We start from the raw sequence: 15,375 nt of genomic DNA on the forward strand, positions 1-15,375 counted from the left end.
TTTATTTAGCACAGCTTTATCTTTTTTTGCGATACTAGAAAGAAGGAAGGGGAATCGATTTGAAGAAAATAATGTTGATACTTACCTCACTCACATTAGTTGCCTGCTCCAATGAAAATAGCCAAGAACCTAAAGCAAAGAAGGTTTCTGTGGAATCTCAAGGCCATAACTATAATTATGATGTCGTAACTTCTGCCACAACCACCACATTCGGCACACACCCCGAGGCAAAATTCACACCAGCAGAAAAAGAAGCACGCATGTTTTGGTCTGTTCAACCACCGATTGGTATTATCCAAGGGCATTATTATAAGAATGAGCGCGATTTTGACGGTGGAAATCATGGTATCTTAGAGTTAGTAACAGACAATGATGGCAAGCTAATCCATGTTGAATTTAACGAGCTGGCTGCATCGAACTATTACGAACCAAAGTATGCTAATGCATCAAAGCGCCTCTCTGATTACGCTTTTTTCCAAGCAGAGAACACTCGCACAGATGACACACTAGTAACTTGGGTGAATGGAGTTACATTTTTGGAAGGTCAAATGCTTGCGGAAAATCGATTAGACGGCAATTTCAAGACCGTAAAAGGTTCTTCGACTAGTGCTAGAAATGGGATGATGCCTCTTGCTGAGGAGATGAAGGAATGGGTGAAAAAACCGTTTGGATTCTATTATTATGGTATTGCAGAACCACTTGGCAATGGCTTAACAGCGCGTCTACAAGTCGTCACAGAAGAGGATAAGATTATTTCCGTAAAATATGATGAAATATTTGCTGATAAAAAACAGGACATCTCTGACTCTAAACTGCAAACTTTTTATCGCCAATCCAAATATTACTCGTTGGATTATGGAAAAGAAACCGCTAATGCTTTTGTAAAATTTGCAGATGGCATTGAAAAACAGGTTTTGAAGACGCAGAACTTACTTAATATTCCTAAGCAAGACTCCGAAGACTTTCATAATTATGAAAAGTTAGCTCGTAAACTTCAAGCAGAGATAAACAAATAAAATCCTAGCGACGAATTTTCCATCTAATTCGTCGCTAGGATTTTACTATTTTATGGAGTCGAAATCAAGTTTACAAAATACCAATGATGATAGCTGAATTTCCTTTTTTACAGCAAGGATGTTAATTCAATATCTGGATTCTTATCGTGGAACCAGTTTAATGCGAATTCATTTTCAAATAGGAATAGCGGCTTGTCGAAACGATCTTTTACAAGCATGCTTCGTTGTGTAGATAGTTTTTCATCCACGTCTTCTTCTTTGATCCAGCGCGCAATTTTCGAACCGATCGGCTCCATTCGAATCTCAGAATTATATTCATTGTTCATACGGTGTTCAAAAACTTCAAATTGCAGTTGACCAACCGCACCGATAATATAGTCTTCCATACGCCACGTTTTAAAAAGCTGAATCGCACCTTCTTGAACGAGCTGCTCAACACCTTTATGGAAATGCTTTTGCTTCATCACATTTTTTGCAGAGACTTTCATGAATAATTCTGGCGTAAATTGTGGTAGTTTTTCATATTGAAGTGTCTTGCTAGCGTTCGTAATCGTATCGCCAATTTGATAATTCCCTGTATCGTATAAACCAATAATATCCCCAGCAACTGCAGTATTAACAGTTTCACGATCATCTGCCATAAATTGCGTTGAATTACCAAGTTTAATCGGCTTGCCAGTACGTGTTAAGTTCACTGACATGCCACGTTCAAATTCGCCCGAGCAAATGCGCACAAACGCAATTCGGTCACGATGTGCTGGGTTCATGTTTGCTTGGATTTTAAAGATAAAACCAGAAAATTTGTCCATATAAGGATCTATTTCGCCTTCATTAGATTGGCGAGGCTGTGGTGCTGGCGCGAAGTTTACATATGTTTTCAAGAATGTTTCCACCCCAAAATTTGTTAAGGCACTACCGAAAAATACTGGTGTTAACTCACCCGCGGCAATGCGCTCTTCACTGAAATCATTGCCAGCTTCATCTAGCAACATAATCTCCTCAAGCGCTTGTTCATAATAGCTGGAATTCTGAATCGCATGTGGTTCTACCAAATCGCCAGTTTCACCGAGTGGTAAGAAGCGTTCATCGCCATCCACACGATATTGTTCCACTTGACGGTGGTAACGATCGTATAGTCCACCAAGCTCTTTGCCCATACCAATCGGCCAGTTCATTGGATACGATTCGATTCCCAAAACTTCTTCCAATTCGGCAAGCAACTCAAGTGGCGCTTTTCCTTGACGATCCATTTTGTTGATAAAAGTAAAAATCGGAATACCACGCATCCGACAAACTTTGAACAGTTTCAAGGTCTGCGCCTCAATTCCTTTCGCGCTATCAATAACCATGACCGCACTATCAACCGCCATCAACGTTCGATACGTATCTTCACTAAAATCCGAGTGACCCGGTGTATCCAAAATATTAATCCGTGAACCTTCATAATCAAATTGCATTACCGAACTCGTCACCGAAATACCACGCTGTTTCTCGATTTCCATCCAGTCACTCGTCGCAAATTTACCCGATTTTTTCCCTTTGACTGTTCCCGCTGAACGTATCGCCCCACCAAAAAGCAATAACTGCTCAGTAATCGTTGTTTTCCCCGCATCCGGGTGAGATATAATTGCAAAAGTTTTGCGCGAAGCAACTTCTTTTTTCAAATCTTGAACCATTTTCAAATTCCTCCTAGACATACTCACATTTCCTTAGTATATCATATCCAGACGTTTTTGAGATAGTTTTTGGAAAAAATAATATGTAGGAAATGAAGCTAAATATCGACGCTTTATTGTGTCTATACTTAGCTTCATACAAGTTTAATTCGTATGTTTTCTTCGTGTTGTCATCATAAATACGATACTACCGCTGATAAAGATTACTCCAAGCAAAAAAAAGCAGAGAAGAATTACTATCACCAGTTGCTGGTAATGCTTCTGTTGGAGTTACTTTTACAGGGTTTTCATCCGTTTTATTGACTGATATATTCGTTTCCTTTTTCGGTGGTACCGTTGTTGTATTACCACCTACCGGTCCTGAGGGTGTCGTTGGTTTGACTGGTTTTGTAACTTCTCCACCACCTGGTGCCGGCGCAGCTGCGGTCAACGTGATTTGAACCGATTTCGTTGTCACCGCTCTACTGCGCATCTCACTTGTGAGCTGGACTGTTCCCTCATAAGTACCTGCTTTTGGAGCCTCCCAATCCAGATTTGTTACAGCGAGTGTGATATCCAAATCATGTTGCTCCGTTTCACCTTCCATTTGATAATATCCACGAGCTGCTAGTTTTTGTAACAAATAAAATTCTTTTGCACTTTGTCCAGGCTGTACCATTAGTTCAGCGACTGGTAATGTGATTTTATCTAAACTCTCAAGCTTATTTTCTCGCGGAATCACTTCGAAAATAGCCTCTACTTTATGACTAGCTGCTAGTGATTCGAATCTATACATGTTTCCTGAGAGTGTTACAGCTTTCCCATCCACAAGTACTTGTTGCAAGCGATATCCAGTGTCTGCTTTCACCGTATAACTAGGTTTTTCGCCAGCCGCATAAGTTTGTTTGCCATTTGGTGTAATCGTTCCACCAACACCGGCCGAAGCTTCAATTTCAAAAGTTGCCGTGCCATTTTTCAAAACGATTGTGGATAGCGCTCCTACTTTTACAGTGCTCGTCTCAGCAGTTAAATTTGTCGTTGTTTCACCAATTCTAGCCCAGTATTTATTCGCTGGAATCGCGATTTCCTTCTCTGCTTTATTCGCATTGAAAGCAACAACATATGATGTATCACCATCTTTTAACTCGTATGCCACTACGTTCTCATCTTGTTTGATAATCTTCATTTTTTGATTAATGTCGGCATAATTGGTAAGTCGGAAAAGCGGCTCGGAATTCCGCAACTGCATCACAGCTTCGATATCTTGAACTGAATCAATGTTTTCTGCATAGCGTTCCCAATCTAACTTGTTGATAGCATCACTAGACTGGTAGCTGTTCTCATCTTTATCTTTCGTTCTAAAAAACTCTTGTCCAGCATGAATAAACGGTACGCCCTGTGATAGCAACACCATACTCGTTGCCAATTTTTTGCATTTTCTTTTTATCCTGATCAGAGTCAGCCGGGTTCGAGTACGATAATTTATCCCACAGTGTCAAATTATCGTGAGCCTCAGCGTACTGAATTACTTGGCTCGGTTGCGAAAAATCATAAATTCCTTGGCCTTGATCGCGAAGGCTACCTGCTAACAGATTTTTCGCAATAAGTGATTCTTTTCCTATGGCGCCATTCACAAAACCAGGTTCTGATTCGTGTCCACCCCATGTGCTTCCCTTGATTGCATCACGAATCGAGTCATTGAAATGTGCGATTTCTGGCATTTTAGAGGCATTTTTTTTGGTTGGCTTTAATATCACTCGCAAGCGGTGTTCCCAAATCCCAGCCTTCGCCAAGCACGATAATCGATGGATCAATTTTATTTAATTCTGCTTTGATCGCGTTCATTGTATCGACATCATGAATTCCCATTAAGTCAAAACGGAAACCATCCATGTGGTATTCTTTCGCCCAATAAGCGATACTATCAACCATATATTTCCGCATCATTGCACGCTCCGAAGCGGTATCATTGCCGACACCAGTCCCATTGGAAAGCTTGCCATCATCACCATATCGGAAATAATAACCAGGAACCGTTTTCTCGAAAGAATGAGCCCCTGCGTCAAATACGTGATTATACACAACATCCATAATCACACGCAAGCCGTTGCTATGAAGCCCTTGTACCATCTGTTTTGCCTCTTGGATTCGTGTCACCGGATTGTATGGATTCGTGCTATAGCTACCTTCTGGTACATTATAATTTTTCGGATCATAACCCCAATTATAAGGTAACGCGCCCAATTGTTCCGAAGCGCTATTGTGATTTTCCTCATTCAACGATGCATAATCAAACATCGGCAAAATTTGAACGTGCGTAATCCCCAGTTTTTTTAGATAGTCGATTCCAGTTGCATCACCAGTTGCCGTCTTCGTCCCCTCTTGAATCACACCTAAATACTTCCCTTTATTCACCGTATCTTTATTGGCAATCGAGAAATCCCGAATGTGCATTTCGTAAATAATCGCATCAGTCGGATTCGTAAACGCTGGCATCCGGTTCGTTTCCCAATTTGCTGGAACCATGACTGCCGGATCTAAAATAACCGAACGATTCCCATTCGCCGTTGCAGCTTTCGCATATGGATCTTGAGACACCGTTTTCTTACCATCCGCAAAAACTAAATCATACGTATAGGCTGTACCAGAAGGAAGTTTTGTCGCGAATTCCCAAATTCCTTGTGCTTTTGGTGTCATATCATAGCTCTGTGCCACCGGGCTGTTCGGCAAATTATCCTGATATGTCGTCAACTTCACACTCGCCGCTGTTGGAGCCCATAAACGCCATACACTCTGGTTAGCACCATAAGTCGCACCCAGCGGCTCCGCACCTGTGTAAGCATATTTTGTATCAAATGCTGGATTTCGAACAATGCTCGTCGTATCCACAAGCTTCTCGCCAAATCCATCCGTCTTCACCGTCAAGGCAGCTTGAATCGACAAATCCTGCATCGTTTCAATATAGAAAATAGATGAATTCGTGACATCCCGTCTAATATTCGAAATCGTAACCGCGTTCCCATCCTCCGTAAGCGTCACATCCGCCATCAAGTCAAGCGTTGTCGCATCACGATTCAGTGTCACTTTCACTTCCTTGAAACCTGTCAAACTCGCCGTTTTTATCTGCTTCGTCGCATCCGCAAAGTTTGGATTCCGATAGCCAGTCTTATCCCCACTTACAATCCAAACCTCCGCTTTGCCATCATCTGTGAACAGGTAAACAAAACGATCGTCCTCAGTTCCGTCCTTCTCCCAATTACCATTCGCATTATTCGCAATAATAAATCCTAAGTTCGACAAACTCGCCCCACTAGAAGCGCTAAAAGTCGCCTTCACCGATTGCCAATCACCGTCCGCTTGACCATCCGCAAAATTAACCGTTTGCGTTCCCGTTGCGCCATCCGCCCATGAATGCACAAACCAATCCGTATAATCACTATCATCACGATGATAATAAAATGTCACTTCTAAATTCTCATGACTTGGTAAAACCGCCAGATTCGCCGGCTTTGTCGCAATAGCTTCCTCGCCATAATTTAGCCAAACTTCGGTAATTCCCTCTTTTGTGGAAATATAACGATCACTGCTAATATCACGATCGCCACCCCATCCAGAACCATTTTTAATCAAAAATCCGAGCTCTGATTGGACGCCATCTACGTCCAGAATCGCTACTTTCGAATAGTCACCATACGCATTCGTGTCCTCAAAAATCACCTCATGACCAGCGATCCCATCATTATTCCACACCCACATTTGCCAAGCTTTATTCGCTTGGTCTTTCGGATTGTAGTGAACAATGACCTTCGTTTTACTCTCCCTATTTTCCGATAACGCACTGTCATTCACCGAACTAGCTGACTTAACCTGTTGCGCTACATCTGTCTTCGGCTCTATCGTCTCTTCCGCAAAACCTTGAATCCCGACTCCAAAACTCTGTACAGCAAAGATAGCAATCATGATGGAGACTAGATACTTACGCCACATCTTTTTCAAATCCCTAACCCCTTTTCTATTTATTAGAAAGCGCTTACTCAATCTAAAGTATAATCAAGCTTAACTGGTTAAATCAACCTAAATTTAACTGTTAACGATAACAAGTTGTAAAATGGCTATATATCAGATTTTTCTTCATTCCTAATAAAAATAGCTGGATACAGCAATCATAGCGATTACCATACCCAGCTATTTTTAACCTTCCTCTACATTATCCCCTGTTTCTTCCACTTCTGTAACTTCTACAGGTTTCTGCGATTTCACAGCATCCGTCAAATCCTTAATGCTTCCTTTTACATTCCCTTTGCCTGAAAAATTCTCAAGCAATTCACGGATATCAAGCCCTGTCGTTGCTTTCAAGCTTTCTTGTGCTGTCGCCATCAAATTCGTCGCATAACCGCTAACCTTATTCGCGCCACCATTGCTTTCACTACTACCAGTATCCACAACTGTAATCGTATCAATATTCCCCATCGGAGCCACCACTTGTTTTGCATACTCAGGAAGCATACTCACGATCATATCAAGCATCGCAGCCTGGCCGTATAACTCGTATGCTTCGGCAAGACCTTGTAGCTTAATAACTTCGGCTGCGGGCTGTACCATGCGCACGTTCTGCCTCTGCTTTTGCGATACCTTGTACTCGTACTTGCTCGGCTTCGGCTTTTGCTAGCGTTTCGATTCTATTTAGACTTGATTATAATAAGGATTCGATTTTTCCCTTCATACCTATCGGACTGTCTTTTGGTGCGTAGCGTTCAACTACATTGCCATCGCGATCTAGTAGGAACTTTGTGAAATTCCATTTGATTCCGCCGCCTAGTAGTCCTTTTTTTTGCTTTGTCAATATGTCAAATACGGGATTAATATCGGAGCCCCGCACTTTTGATTTCGCGAAAAGCGGGAAAGTCACACCGTAATTAATTTTGCAAAACTCCTCGATTTCGCCAGATGTGTCTAGTTCCTGATTCATGAAACTGTCTGATGGGAACCCCAAAACCGTAAATCCTCTATCTTTATATTCTTGATAGAGTTTTTCTAATTCTTCGTATTGTGGCGTGAAACCGCATTTGCTCGCTGTGTTTACGACAACCACAACCTCACCTTTATACTGATTTAGTGATACCTTTTCGCCATGTAGTGTTTCTTGCTCTAATTCAAAAATAGACATATTCTCCTCCTCCTATTTCACCATTTTAGAAAATAAATACGCGTGTACTAATTTTTCTGTGTGATATAAAGAATCTCGGTGTGTCCGTTCGTATGCATGACTTGCATCGATTCCTGGGCCAATCAAACCGTGCACAATATCAAACCCAGCCTTAATTGCAGCACTTGCATCGGAACTATAAAATGGATAAATATCGACTTTATAGTCAATCTCATTCTCTTTACAAAGTTGTACAAGATTTTTCCGTAAACCGTAATGGTAAGGACCACTCCCATCTTTTGCACAAATCGAAACGGTATACTCATCCGATGTTTGTCCATCACCAAGCGCGCCCATATCAATCGCCAAATACTCAATCGTCTCATCTGGAATATTGGAGTTTCCGCCGTAACCAATTTCTTCATTATTAGAAATTAAAAAATTCGTCGTATATGGTAATTCCGCGCTATCTTCTTGCAACTTTTTCAGTAAGCGGAGCAAAATGGCAACGCTCGCTTTATCATCTAGATGGCGTGATTTGATAAACTCCTCGTTAATGATTTCCACGCGTGGATCAAGTGACACAAAGTCTCCAACGCCGATTCCCAATTTAGAAACATCTTCCTGATTAAAAACTTTCGCATCCAGACGAATCTCAATATTTTTTGCGTCACGTGGCGCCGTTCCAGCATCTTGATATACATGAACAGACGTTTGATGCATCAAAATCGTTCCTGTAAATTGCTTACCATCACTCGTTTCAATCAGACAATATTCTCCTTCGATAGCATTAAAACGGTAACCTCCAATTAAGTTAATCGCCAATCGTCCATCTGGTTTCACCTGCTTAACCATTGCTCCCAATGTATCCACATGCGCCGTCAACATCCGCTGCTTCGATACATCTTTTCCTGGAACGCTAACTAATAATGCACCTTTATGATTTCTCTTACTCGCGATACCCGCCTCTTTCAAGTAATTTTCCACAAAAGCAAGTACCTGTTCTGTATTTCCAGTCGGACTCGGTATCGATGTCAACGCCTTGATTAGCTCCATCGTCTTTAATGTATTTGGTTCAAACGCCATTCTCTAATTCCCCCTCACGCTTTCTTCTCAATTCATTATACTCCTTTTTCAAAATAATGACGGCTATTCTGCTTTTTTCGTTTTGACTTATGTTATAATTTTTATTGATGTGTGAAAGGAGTTTTTATTAAAATGGAACAAACGAATACAAAAAGGACCGCCGTTACAATCGCCGTGTTTGTAGCAACTTTTATGGCCGCGATTGAGGGCACCATTGTTAGTACTGCGATGCCTACTATTGTTAGCGCCTTAAATGGCATCGAGCTAATGAACTGGATATTTTCGATCTATTTACTTACTTCGGCCGTTACTGTCCCAATTTACGGAAAATTATCCGATTTGTTCGGTCGCAAAAAAATATTTATCATTGCCACCGTTATTTTCATTATCGGCTCCTCGCTCTGCGGCTTTGCGCAAACGATGGAACAACTCATTATTTTTCGAGCCATTCAAGGCATTGGGGCTGGCGGTATTTTACCAACAACGATGACGATTATTGCCGATGTCTACCCATTTGAAAAACGTGCTAAAGTTCTCGGTTTCATGGGATCTGCTTGGGGAATTGCCGGCGTTTTTGGGCCATTACTCGGTGGATTTTTAGTAGACCAATTATCATGGCACTGGATTTTCTTCATCAATGTACCGGTTGGCGTTTTAACAATTATACTTATCTCGATGTATTTGAAAGAGCACATAGTCAGGGTGAAGTTGCCGATTGATTACCTTGGCACCACGTTATTCACAATCGCATTACTCGGCCTATTATTTGCCTTGCAACGAGCCGGTGAAACGCTAAATTGGCTGGAACCACTTGTCCTTGTTTTGCTAGTCGGTTCGGTGATTCTGTTCGTAGCCTTTTACTTCGCTGAAAAACGAGCGCAAGACCCAATTATGCCGTTCGTCCTCTTTAAAAATCCAGTCGTATTAATCGGCAACTTAATCGGTTTTCTTGTGAGCGCGTTTTTGATTGGTATCAATGTCTACATCCCCATGTGGGCGCAAGGTATGATGGGGCATGGTGCAATGATTGCTGGACTAATGATTGCACCACTGTCGGTGAGCTGGATTATCGGCTCCTTTATCGGCGGACGTTTGCTAATGTCAATTGGTAATCGTCATACAGTTGGTATTGGCGTCATTATTACGACCGTTAGTGGCCTTTTCTTGGCGCTATTTCCGAGCACAACGCCAGACGTTTATTTCTATCTCGATAGTGCTTTGATGGGCTTTGGGTTTGGAATTATTTTCACGACAACGACTGTCACCGTCCAAGATGCTGTTAAAAAAGAGCAGACCGGCATCGCAACGGCTTCCAATACGCTATTTCGGACAGTCGGTCAAACGATTGGTGTTGCTGTATTTGGAACCATTTTCAACTCAGTCTTAGCAAACAGCTTTAAAAATGCCGAAGTCGGCGTTAACCGCGATAATTTAAACCAGCTTATCAGTCCCCAAACATCAGGAAATGTCGACACCGCTCTCATCGAACCATTGCAAAATGTTCTATATAGCGGACTCCATATGGTTTTTTGGGCTATGTTTGCCTGCTGCCTGCTCAGTTATGCGATTCATTTTATCTTACCTAAAAAGCATATTTCCGGAAATTAATTAAAAAAGTAGTGAGGTAAAGTCTGACTTCCAGATTTATCCCCACTACTTTTTATATTGATTCTATCATTCTACTCGACGTAAGCTACAAAAATTACTTCACTTTATAAATCCAACCCTCAGGTGCTTCTACATCACCAAACTGAATGCCACAAAGTTCATCGTACAATTTTTTTTGTTACTGGGCCGACTTCTGTTTCACTATAAAAAACATGAAAGTCATCGCCATTTTGAATCCCGCCGATTGGAGAAATGACCGCAGCTGTTCCACACGCACCAGCTTCTGTAAACTCATCTAGCTTATCGATAAACACATCACTTTCCTCAGCTTTCATACCTAAGCGATGTTCTGCCAAATAAAGCAATGAATATTTCGTAATACTAGGTAAAATCGATGGTGAGAACGGTGTTACAAAACGATTATCTTTCGTGATACCGAAGAAGTTCGCCGCTCCTACTTCTTCAATTTTTGTATGTGTCGCGGGATCTAAATAAATGCAGTCGCTGAACTCGCGATCTTTCGCTATTTTCCCTGGATACAAGCTTGCCGCGTAATTACCGCCAACTTTCGCAGCTCCTGTACCGTTTGGCGCTGCACGATCATACTCTGAAATAATGAAGTTCGTTGGATTCAAGCCACCTTTGAAATATGGACCAACTGGACAACAAAAAACAGAAAACATGAACTTAGGTGCTGTTCGAACTCCTAAGTTATCGCCAATTCCAATCAAGTATGGGCGTAAATACATCGTCCCACCCGAGCCATATGGTGGCATATAAGCTTCATTTGCTGCAACAACTTGCTTACATGCTTCAATAAAACGCTCTTCTGGAAATTCAGGCATCAATAACCGATCACAACTGCGCTTCATTCGTTTTGCATTTTGGTCCGGTCGGAATAAATTAATCGACCCATCTGCGCAACGATACGCTTTTAGTCCCTCGAAACATTGTTGTCCGTAGTGAATCGCTGTGGAGCCTTCCGCGATGTGAACGACATTATCTTCTGTCATTTTCCCTTCATCCCACTTGCCATTTTCCCAAATAGAAACATAGCGTAAATCCGTTTTAATGTACTCAAAACCAAGTGTGCTCCAATCAATATCCTTACTACTCATGCGATTCCCACCCTTTTTCTTCTATTATTTGATTTGTTTATTATATCATAACTCCACAGCTTTTGAAAAAAGACACGCAATCCTTTGAAAAAAAACTGATTATTTAAGCAAAAGTTTCCCTATCGTTTTCATTTTGTGGTAGAATGTAAATACGTTATCGAAGTTTGGCTCTTAATATCTTGCTCACAGGTTATTGTCTAATAATTCGGACAACGAATAAAGAAGGGGGATTTACAAATGTCAGAAGCAAAAATGTTGGAACAAAAGATTTGGAGTAATGTTTTAAACGAGGAATTGGACTTATTAATTTATTTACCACCAACGTTTTCGCCGCTTTCGAAGTACCCTTTTTTCTTAGTACAGGACGGTAAGGACTATTTTCAGTTTGGTAAGTTGGCGCGGTTTGCTGATGAATTGGCAGAAAGTCATCAGATTCAAGAGGCAATTTTTGTTGGTATTCCTTACAAAACTGTAGAAAATCGTCGCGCAAAATATCATCCGAGTGGCTCGCAAAACGAAGCTTATATCCGCTTTTTAGCGCATGAGCTCGTGCCATATATTGAATCTGCTTTTCCAACATATCACATGGGGGCAAGTAGATTTTTGATGGGAGACTCCTTGGGTGCTAGCGTATCCTTAAAAGCGGCGCTGAAATATCCGCATACTTTTGGTAATGTAATTTTGCACTCCCCACTCGTGAACGACGAACTGATGACGCTTGCGAAGAAAGCGAATCCTGCACTTGTGAAAATTTTCCACGTGATCGGTAGTGAAGAAACAGAGGTTTCCATGACAGATAATGAGGTTGCCAATTTTTTAGAACCTAATTTAGGACTTCATCAGGTTTTGCAATCACGCGGTTTTGAGTATTATTTTCAGGAGTTCGAAGGCAAGCATCGCTGGAAATATTGGCAACCATTTGTCAAGGAAGCATTACAATTTATGCTAGACAAAGAACAATTCGAAACAGAAGATATGACCGTTTAAGGAGGAATAGAAAGCATGACAGTAAAGCAAGTAACAGATGAAAAAGGGAAACAAGATGCCTTTGATATTCGAAATGAGGTATTTGTTTTGGAACAAAAAGTCGATCCAGAATTAGAGTGGGACGAGTTCGATAAGCTTGATTCGACCGTCATGTTTGTAGATTATGATGAAGATGGTACAGCGCTTGCAACAGGTAGATTCCGCGTATTGCCTGAATATGGGAAAGTAGAGCGAATCTGTTCTCGTAAAGTAGCCCGTAAAAAAGGAAGCGGTCGCCGTATTATTGAGGCCATTGAGCAAGAGGCATTAGCACAAAATGTAACTTTATTAAAGCTAGGCGCACAAACAACAGCAATTCCATTTTATGAAAAGTTAGGCTATGAAGTATGTTCTGATATTTTCATGGATGCGGGAATTGAGCATAAAGATATGAAAAAGCAATTGAAATAAGGACAGTGAGAATTCCCTAATCCGGAATTCTTTTTTTTATGAGCAAAATAGTTGAAAGTCAAAATTGGTCAGAGTATACTAATATCATAAGGTCAAATAAAGTCAAAGTCAGACCTAAATCTCAAAATTTATGGGAGGTTTTCAAATGAAATGTCAAAATTGTAATCAAAATGAAGCTACAATTCAATTATATATGAGTGTGAATGGGCAGAAAATGGAGATGCCGCTATGTCCCGATTGTTACGCCCAATTCCGAGCATCTGCTGGAAGTAGTCGTGGGCAAAATGATTTTTACTCACAAATGGACCAGTTTTTTGCCAATATTTCCGGTGGACAACAAAACGCGCAACCCGAACGTAAAACAGCAGTTAAAACGCAAACAGCTGGCGGTGGGCGTGGTGGATTGCTAGACGAGTATGGCACTAACTTAACTGCCATGGCACGAGAAGCTAAACTTGATCCAGTTATCGGTCGCGATGAAGAAATTCAGCGTATGATTGAAATTTTAAACAGACGTAATAAAAATAATCCCGTTCTTATTGGGGAACCTGGTGTTGGTAAAACAGCGGTTGTAGAAGGTTTAGCCAATGCAATTGTTGCTGGAAATGTACCAGCAAAACTCCAAAACAAGGAAGTGATTTTACTAGATGTTGCTTCCCTCGTGTCTAACACTGGAATTCGCGGACAATTTGAAGAGCGTATGAAACAGTTGATTAGCGAGCTACAAGCCGATGAAAGCACGATTTTGTTTATCGATGAAGTGCATACAATTGTTGGAGCCGGCTCTGCGGAAGGCTCGATGGATGCTGGGAATATTTTAAAGCCGGCACTAGCCCGCGGAGAACTGCAAATGATTGGCGCGACAACTTTAAAAGAATATCGTAAAATCGAAAAAGATGCTGCGTTAGAGCGTCGCTTCCAACCTGTTCTTGTTGACGAACCTACGATTGATGAAACGCTCACGATTCTGGCTGGTTTACAGCCAAAATATGAGGAATTCCATCACGTTGTTTATGCACAAGATGCGATTGAAGCAGCAGTGAAACTAAGTGATCGCTACATCCAAGATCGTCATTTACCAGATAAAGCAATCGATTTAATGGATGAAATTGGTTCCAAATATAATTTAACGTTAGAACATGTCGACCCAAATACAATTAATGAGCGGATTATTCATTTAGAAGAGCAAAAAGATGCAGCGTTACGCAATGAAAATTATGAAGAGGCCGCATCGGTTCGGGATGAAATTACGAAGCTAAAAGAACGCAAATCAAATGGTTCAACAGCTGAATTGCCAACGATTCACGCAGCTGATATTCAAGCATTGATTGAAGAAAAAACTGGTATCCCCGTTGGCCGTCTACAGGAAGACGAGCAATCTAAGATGAAAAATCTAGCTACCAACTTGAAATCTAAAGTTATCGGTCAAGAAGAAGCTGTTACAAAAGTTGCCAAAGCGATTCGTCGTAGCCGAGTTGGCTTGAAACAAAAAGATCGTCCTATCGGTTCCTTCCTATTTGTTGGACCAACCGGCGTCGGAAAAACAGAGCTTGGTCGGACACTCGCTTCTGAAATGTTTGGCTCAGAGGACGCAATGATTCGTCTAGATATGAGCGAATACATGGAAAAACACAGCGTTTCCAAATTGATTGGCTCCCCTCCTGGCTATGTCGGTCACGAGGAAGCAGGTCAGTTGACGGAAAAAGTTCGTCGCAATCCGTACAGTATTATTTTGCTTGATGAAATGGAAAAAGCCCATCCAGATGTGCAGCACATGTTTCTACAAATTTTAGAAGATGGCCGCTTAACTGATAGTCAAGGTCGCACCGTGAGTTTCAAAGATACTGTGATTATCATGACGAGTAACGCAGGTGCAACGCTTTCAGAAGCTTCTGTTGGCTTTGCGACGACAGCCGCCGAAGCTGTGAAGAAAGAGTCTGAAATTCTTGATAAGCTTGGTGATTACTTCAAACCAGAGTTTTTAAACCGATTGGATGCGATTGTGACATTCCAAAACTTAAATAAAGAGCATTTGCTTGTTATCGTGGACTTGATGCTTGCTGATTTAAACGAAATGCTAGCACCTCAGGAAATCGATTTAACAGTAGATACTGCGGTGAAAGAAAAACTCTCCGAGATTGGTTATGACCCTAATTTTGGAGCAAGGCCATTGCGCAGAACGATTCAATCCCATTTGGAAGATGCAATTGCCGACTTTATGATTGAGCAACCTGGTGTAAAAGCTCTTGTTGCAGTGCTTGAAGACGACACAATTTCTGTCCAAGCAAAAGCGTAGCAAAACAAACACC

Annotated in this window: 11 protein-coding genes and 2 pseudogenes; 5 read left to right on the forward strand and 8 right to left on the reverse strand. The window is 41.3% G+C overall.

Features of this window, described 5'->3' with window-relative positions; all coding sequences use genetic code 11:
* The first annotated feature begins 59 nt into the window (after positions 1-59).
* Positions 60-1,016 carry a hypothetical protein gene (locus PROCOU_RS05650; protein ID WP_133619760.1) on the forward strand — a complete coding sequence of 319 codons (957 nt, stop codon included), beginning with the start codon at positions 60-62 and terminating at the stop codon, positions 1,014-1,016.
* A 107-nt stretch (positions 1,017-1,123) separates the two neighbouring features.
* Here PROCOU_RS05650 and PROCOU_RS05655 read toward each other — a convergent pair whose 3' ends face one another.
* From PROCOU_RS05655 to PROCOU_RS05675, 7 genes and pseudogenes are all read right to left on the reverse strand, one after another.
* Positions 1,124-2,692, reverse strand: coding sequence for a peptide chain release factor 3 (locus tag PROCOU_RS05655; protein WP_036070305.1), 1,569 nt, complete (start codon positions 2,690-2,692; stop codon positions 1,124-1,126).
* Positions 2,693-2,879: 187 nt separating this feature from the next.
* The gene (locus PROCOU_RS16430; protein ID WP_149023620.1) at positions 2,880-4,097 is read right to left on the reverse strand and encodes an InlB B-repeat-containing protein; all 1,218 of its coding nucleotides are present in this window, start codon (positions 4,095-4,097) and stop codon (positions 2,880-2,882) included.
* Positions 4,030-4,392, reverse strand: a complete 363-nt coding sequence (locus PROCOU_RS16435; RefSeq protein WP_051994221.1) for an alpha-amylase family protein — start codon at positions 4,390-4,392, stop codon at positions 4,030-4,032. Before PROCOU_RS16435 ends, PROCOU_RS16430 begins: the two co-directional genes overlap by 68 nt.
* Position 4,393: 1 nt before the next feature.
* Positions 4,394-6,658 (reverse strand): type I pullulanase, encoded by a 2,265-nt coding sequence (gene pulA, locus PROCOU_RS16440; protein ID WP_244266241.1) that lies wholly within the window; start codon positions 6,656-6,658, stop codon positions 4,394-4,396.
* A 204-nt stretch (positions 6,659-6,862) separates the two neighbouring features.
* A pseudogene (locus PROCOU_RS05665) lies at positions 6,863-7,349 on the reverse strand (flotillin domain-containing protein); the annotation flags it as partial.
* Positions 7,350-7,364: 15 nt separating this feature from the next.
* Positions 7,365-7,838, reverse strand: a complete 474-nt coding sequence (locus tag PROCOU_RS05670) for a glutathione peroxidase (protein ID WP_036070311.1) — start codon at positions 7,836-7,838, stop codon at positions 7,365-7,367.
* 12 nt (positions 7,839-7,850) lie between these two features.
* Positions 7,851-8,903, reverse strand: a complete 1,053-nt coding sequence (locus PROCOU_RS05675; RefSeq protein ID WP_036070313.1) for a M42 family metallopeptidase — start codon at positions 8,901-8,903, stop codon at positions 7,851-7,853.
* Between the two features lie 132 nt (positions 8,904-9,035).
* On the opposite strand from PROCOU_RS05675, the gene PROCOU_RS05680 reads away from it, so the two are divergent.
* Positions 9,036-10,511: an LM6179_1298 family efflux MFS transporter gene (locus tag PROCOU_RS05680; protein ID WP_036070315.1), complete on the forward strand. Its 1,476-nt coding sequence runs from the start codon at positions 9,036-9,038 to the stop codon at positions 10,509-10,511.
* Positions 10,512-10,605: 94 nt separating this feature from the next.
* Here PROCOU_RS05680 and PROCOU_RS05685 read toward each other — a convergent pair.
* A pseudogene (locus PROCOU_RS05685) lies at positions 10,606-11,629 on the reverse strand (branched-chain amino acid aminotransferase).
* Positions 11,630-11,866: 237 nt separating this feature from the next.
* On the opposite strand from PROCOU_RS05685, the gene PROCOU_RS05690 reads away from it, so the two are divergent.
* The 3 genes from PROCOU_RS05690 (at position 11,867) to PROCOU_RS05700 (ending at position 15,362) form a co-directional block, all read left to right on the forward strand.
* Positions 11,867-12,616, forward strand: coding sequence for an alpha/beta hydrolase (locus PROCOU_RS05690; RefSeq protein ID WP_036070317.1), 750 nt, complete (start codon positions 11,867-11,869; stop codon positions 12,614-12,616).
* 15 nt (positions 12,617-12,631) lie between these two features.
* A complete protein-coding gene (locus PROCOU_RS05695) occupies positions 12,632-13,066 on the forward strand; it encodes a GNAT family N-acetyltransferase (RefSeq protein WP_036070321.1) in 435 nt (144 codons plus the stop codon).
* Positions 13,067-13,211: 145 nt separating this feature from the next.
* Positions 13,212-15,362, forward strand: coding sequence for an ATP-dependent Clp protease ATP-binding subunit (locus PROCOU_RS05700; protein ID WP_036070322.1), 2,151 nt, complete (start codon positions 13,212-13,214; stop codon positions 15,360-15,362).
* Positions 15,363-15,375: the final 13 nt, after the last annotated feature.

This window comes from Listeria rocourtiae FSL F6-920, from assembly GCF_000525975.1.
GTDB lineage: Bacteria > Bacillota > Bacilli > Lactobacillales > Listeriaceae > Listeria_A > Listeria_A rocourtiae.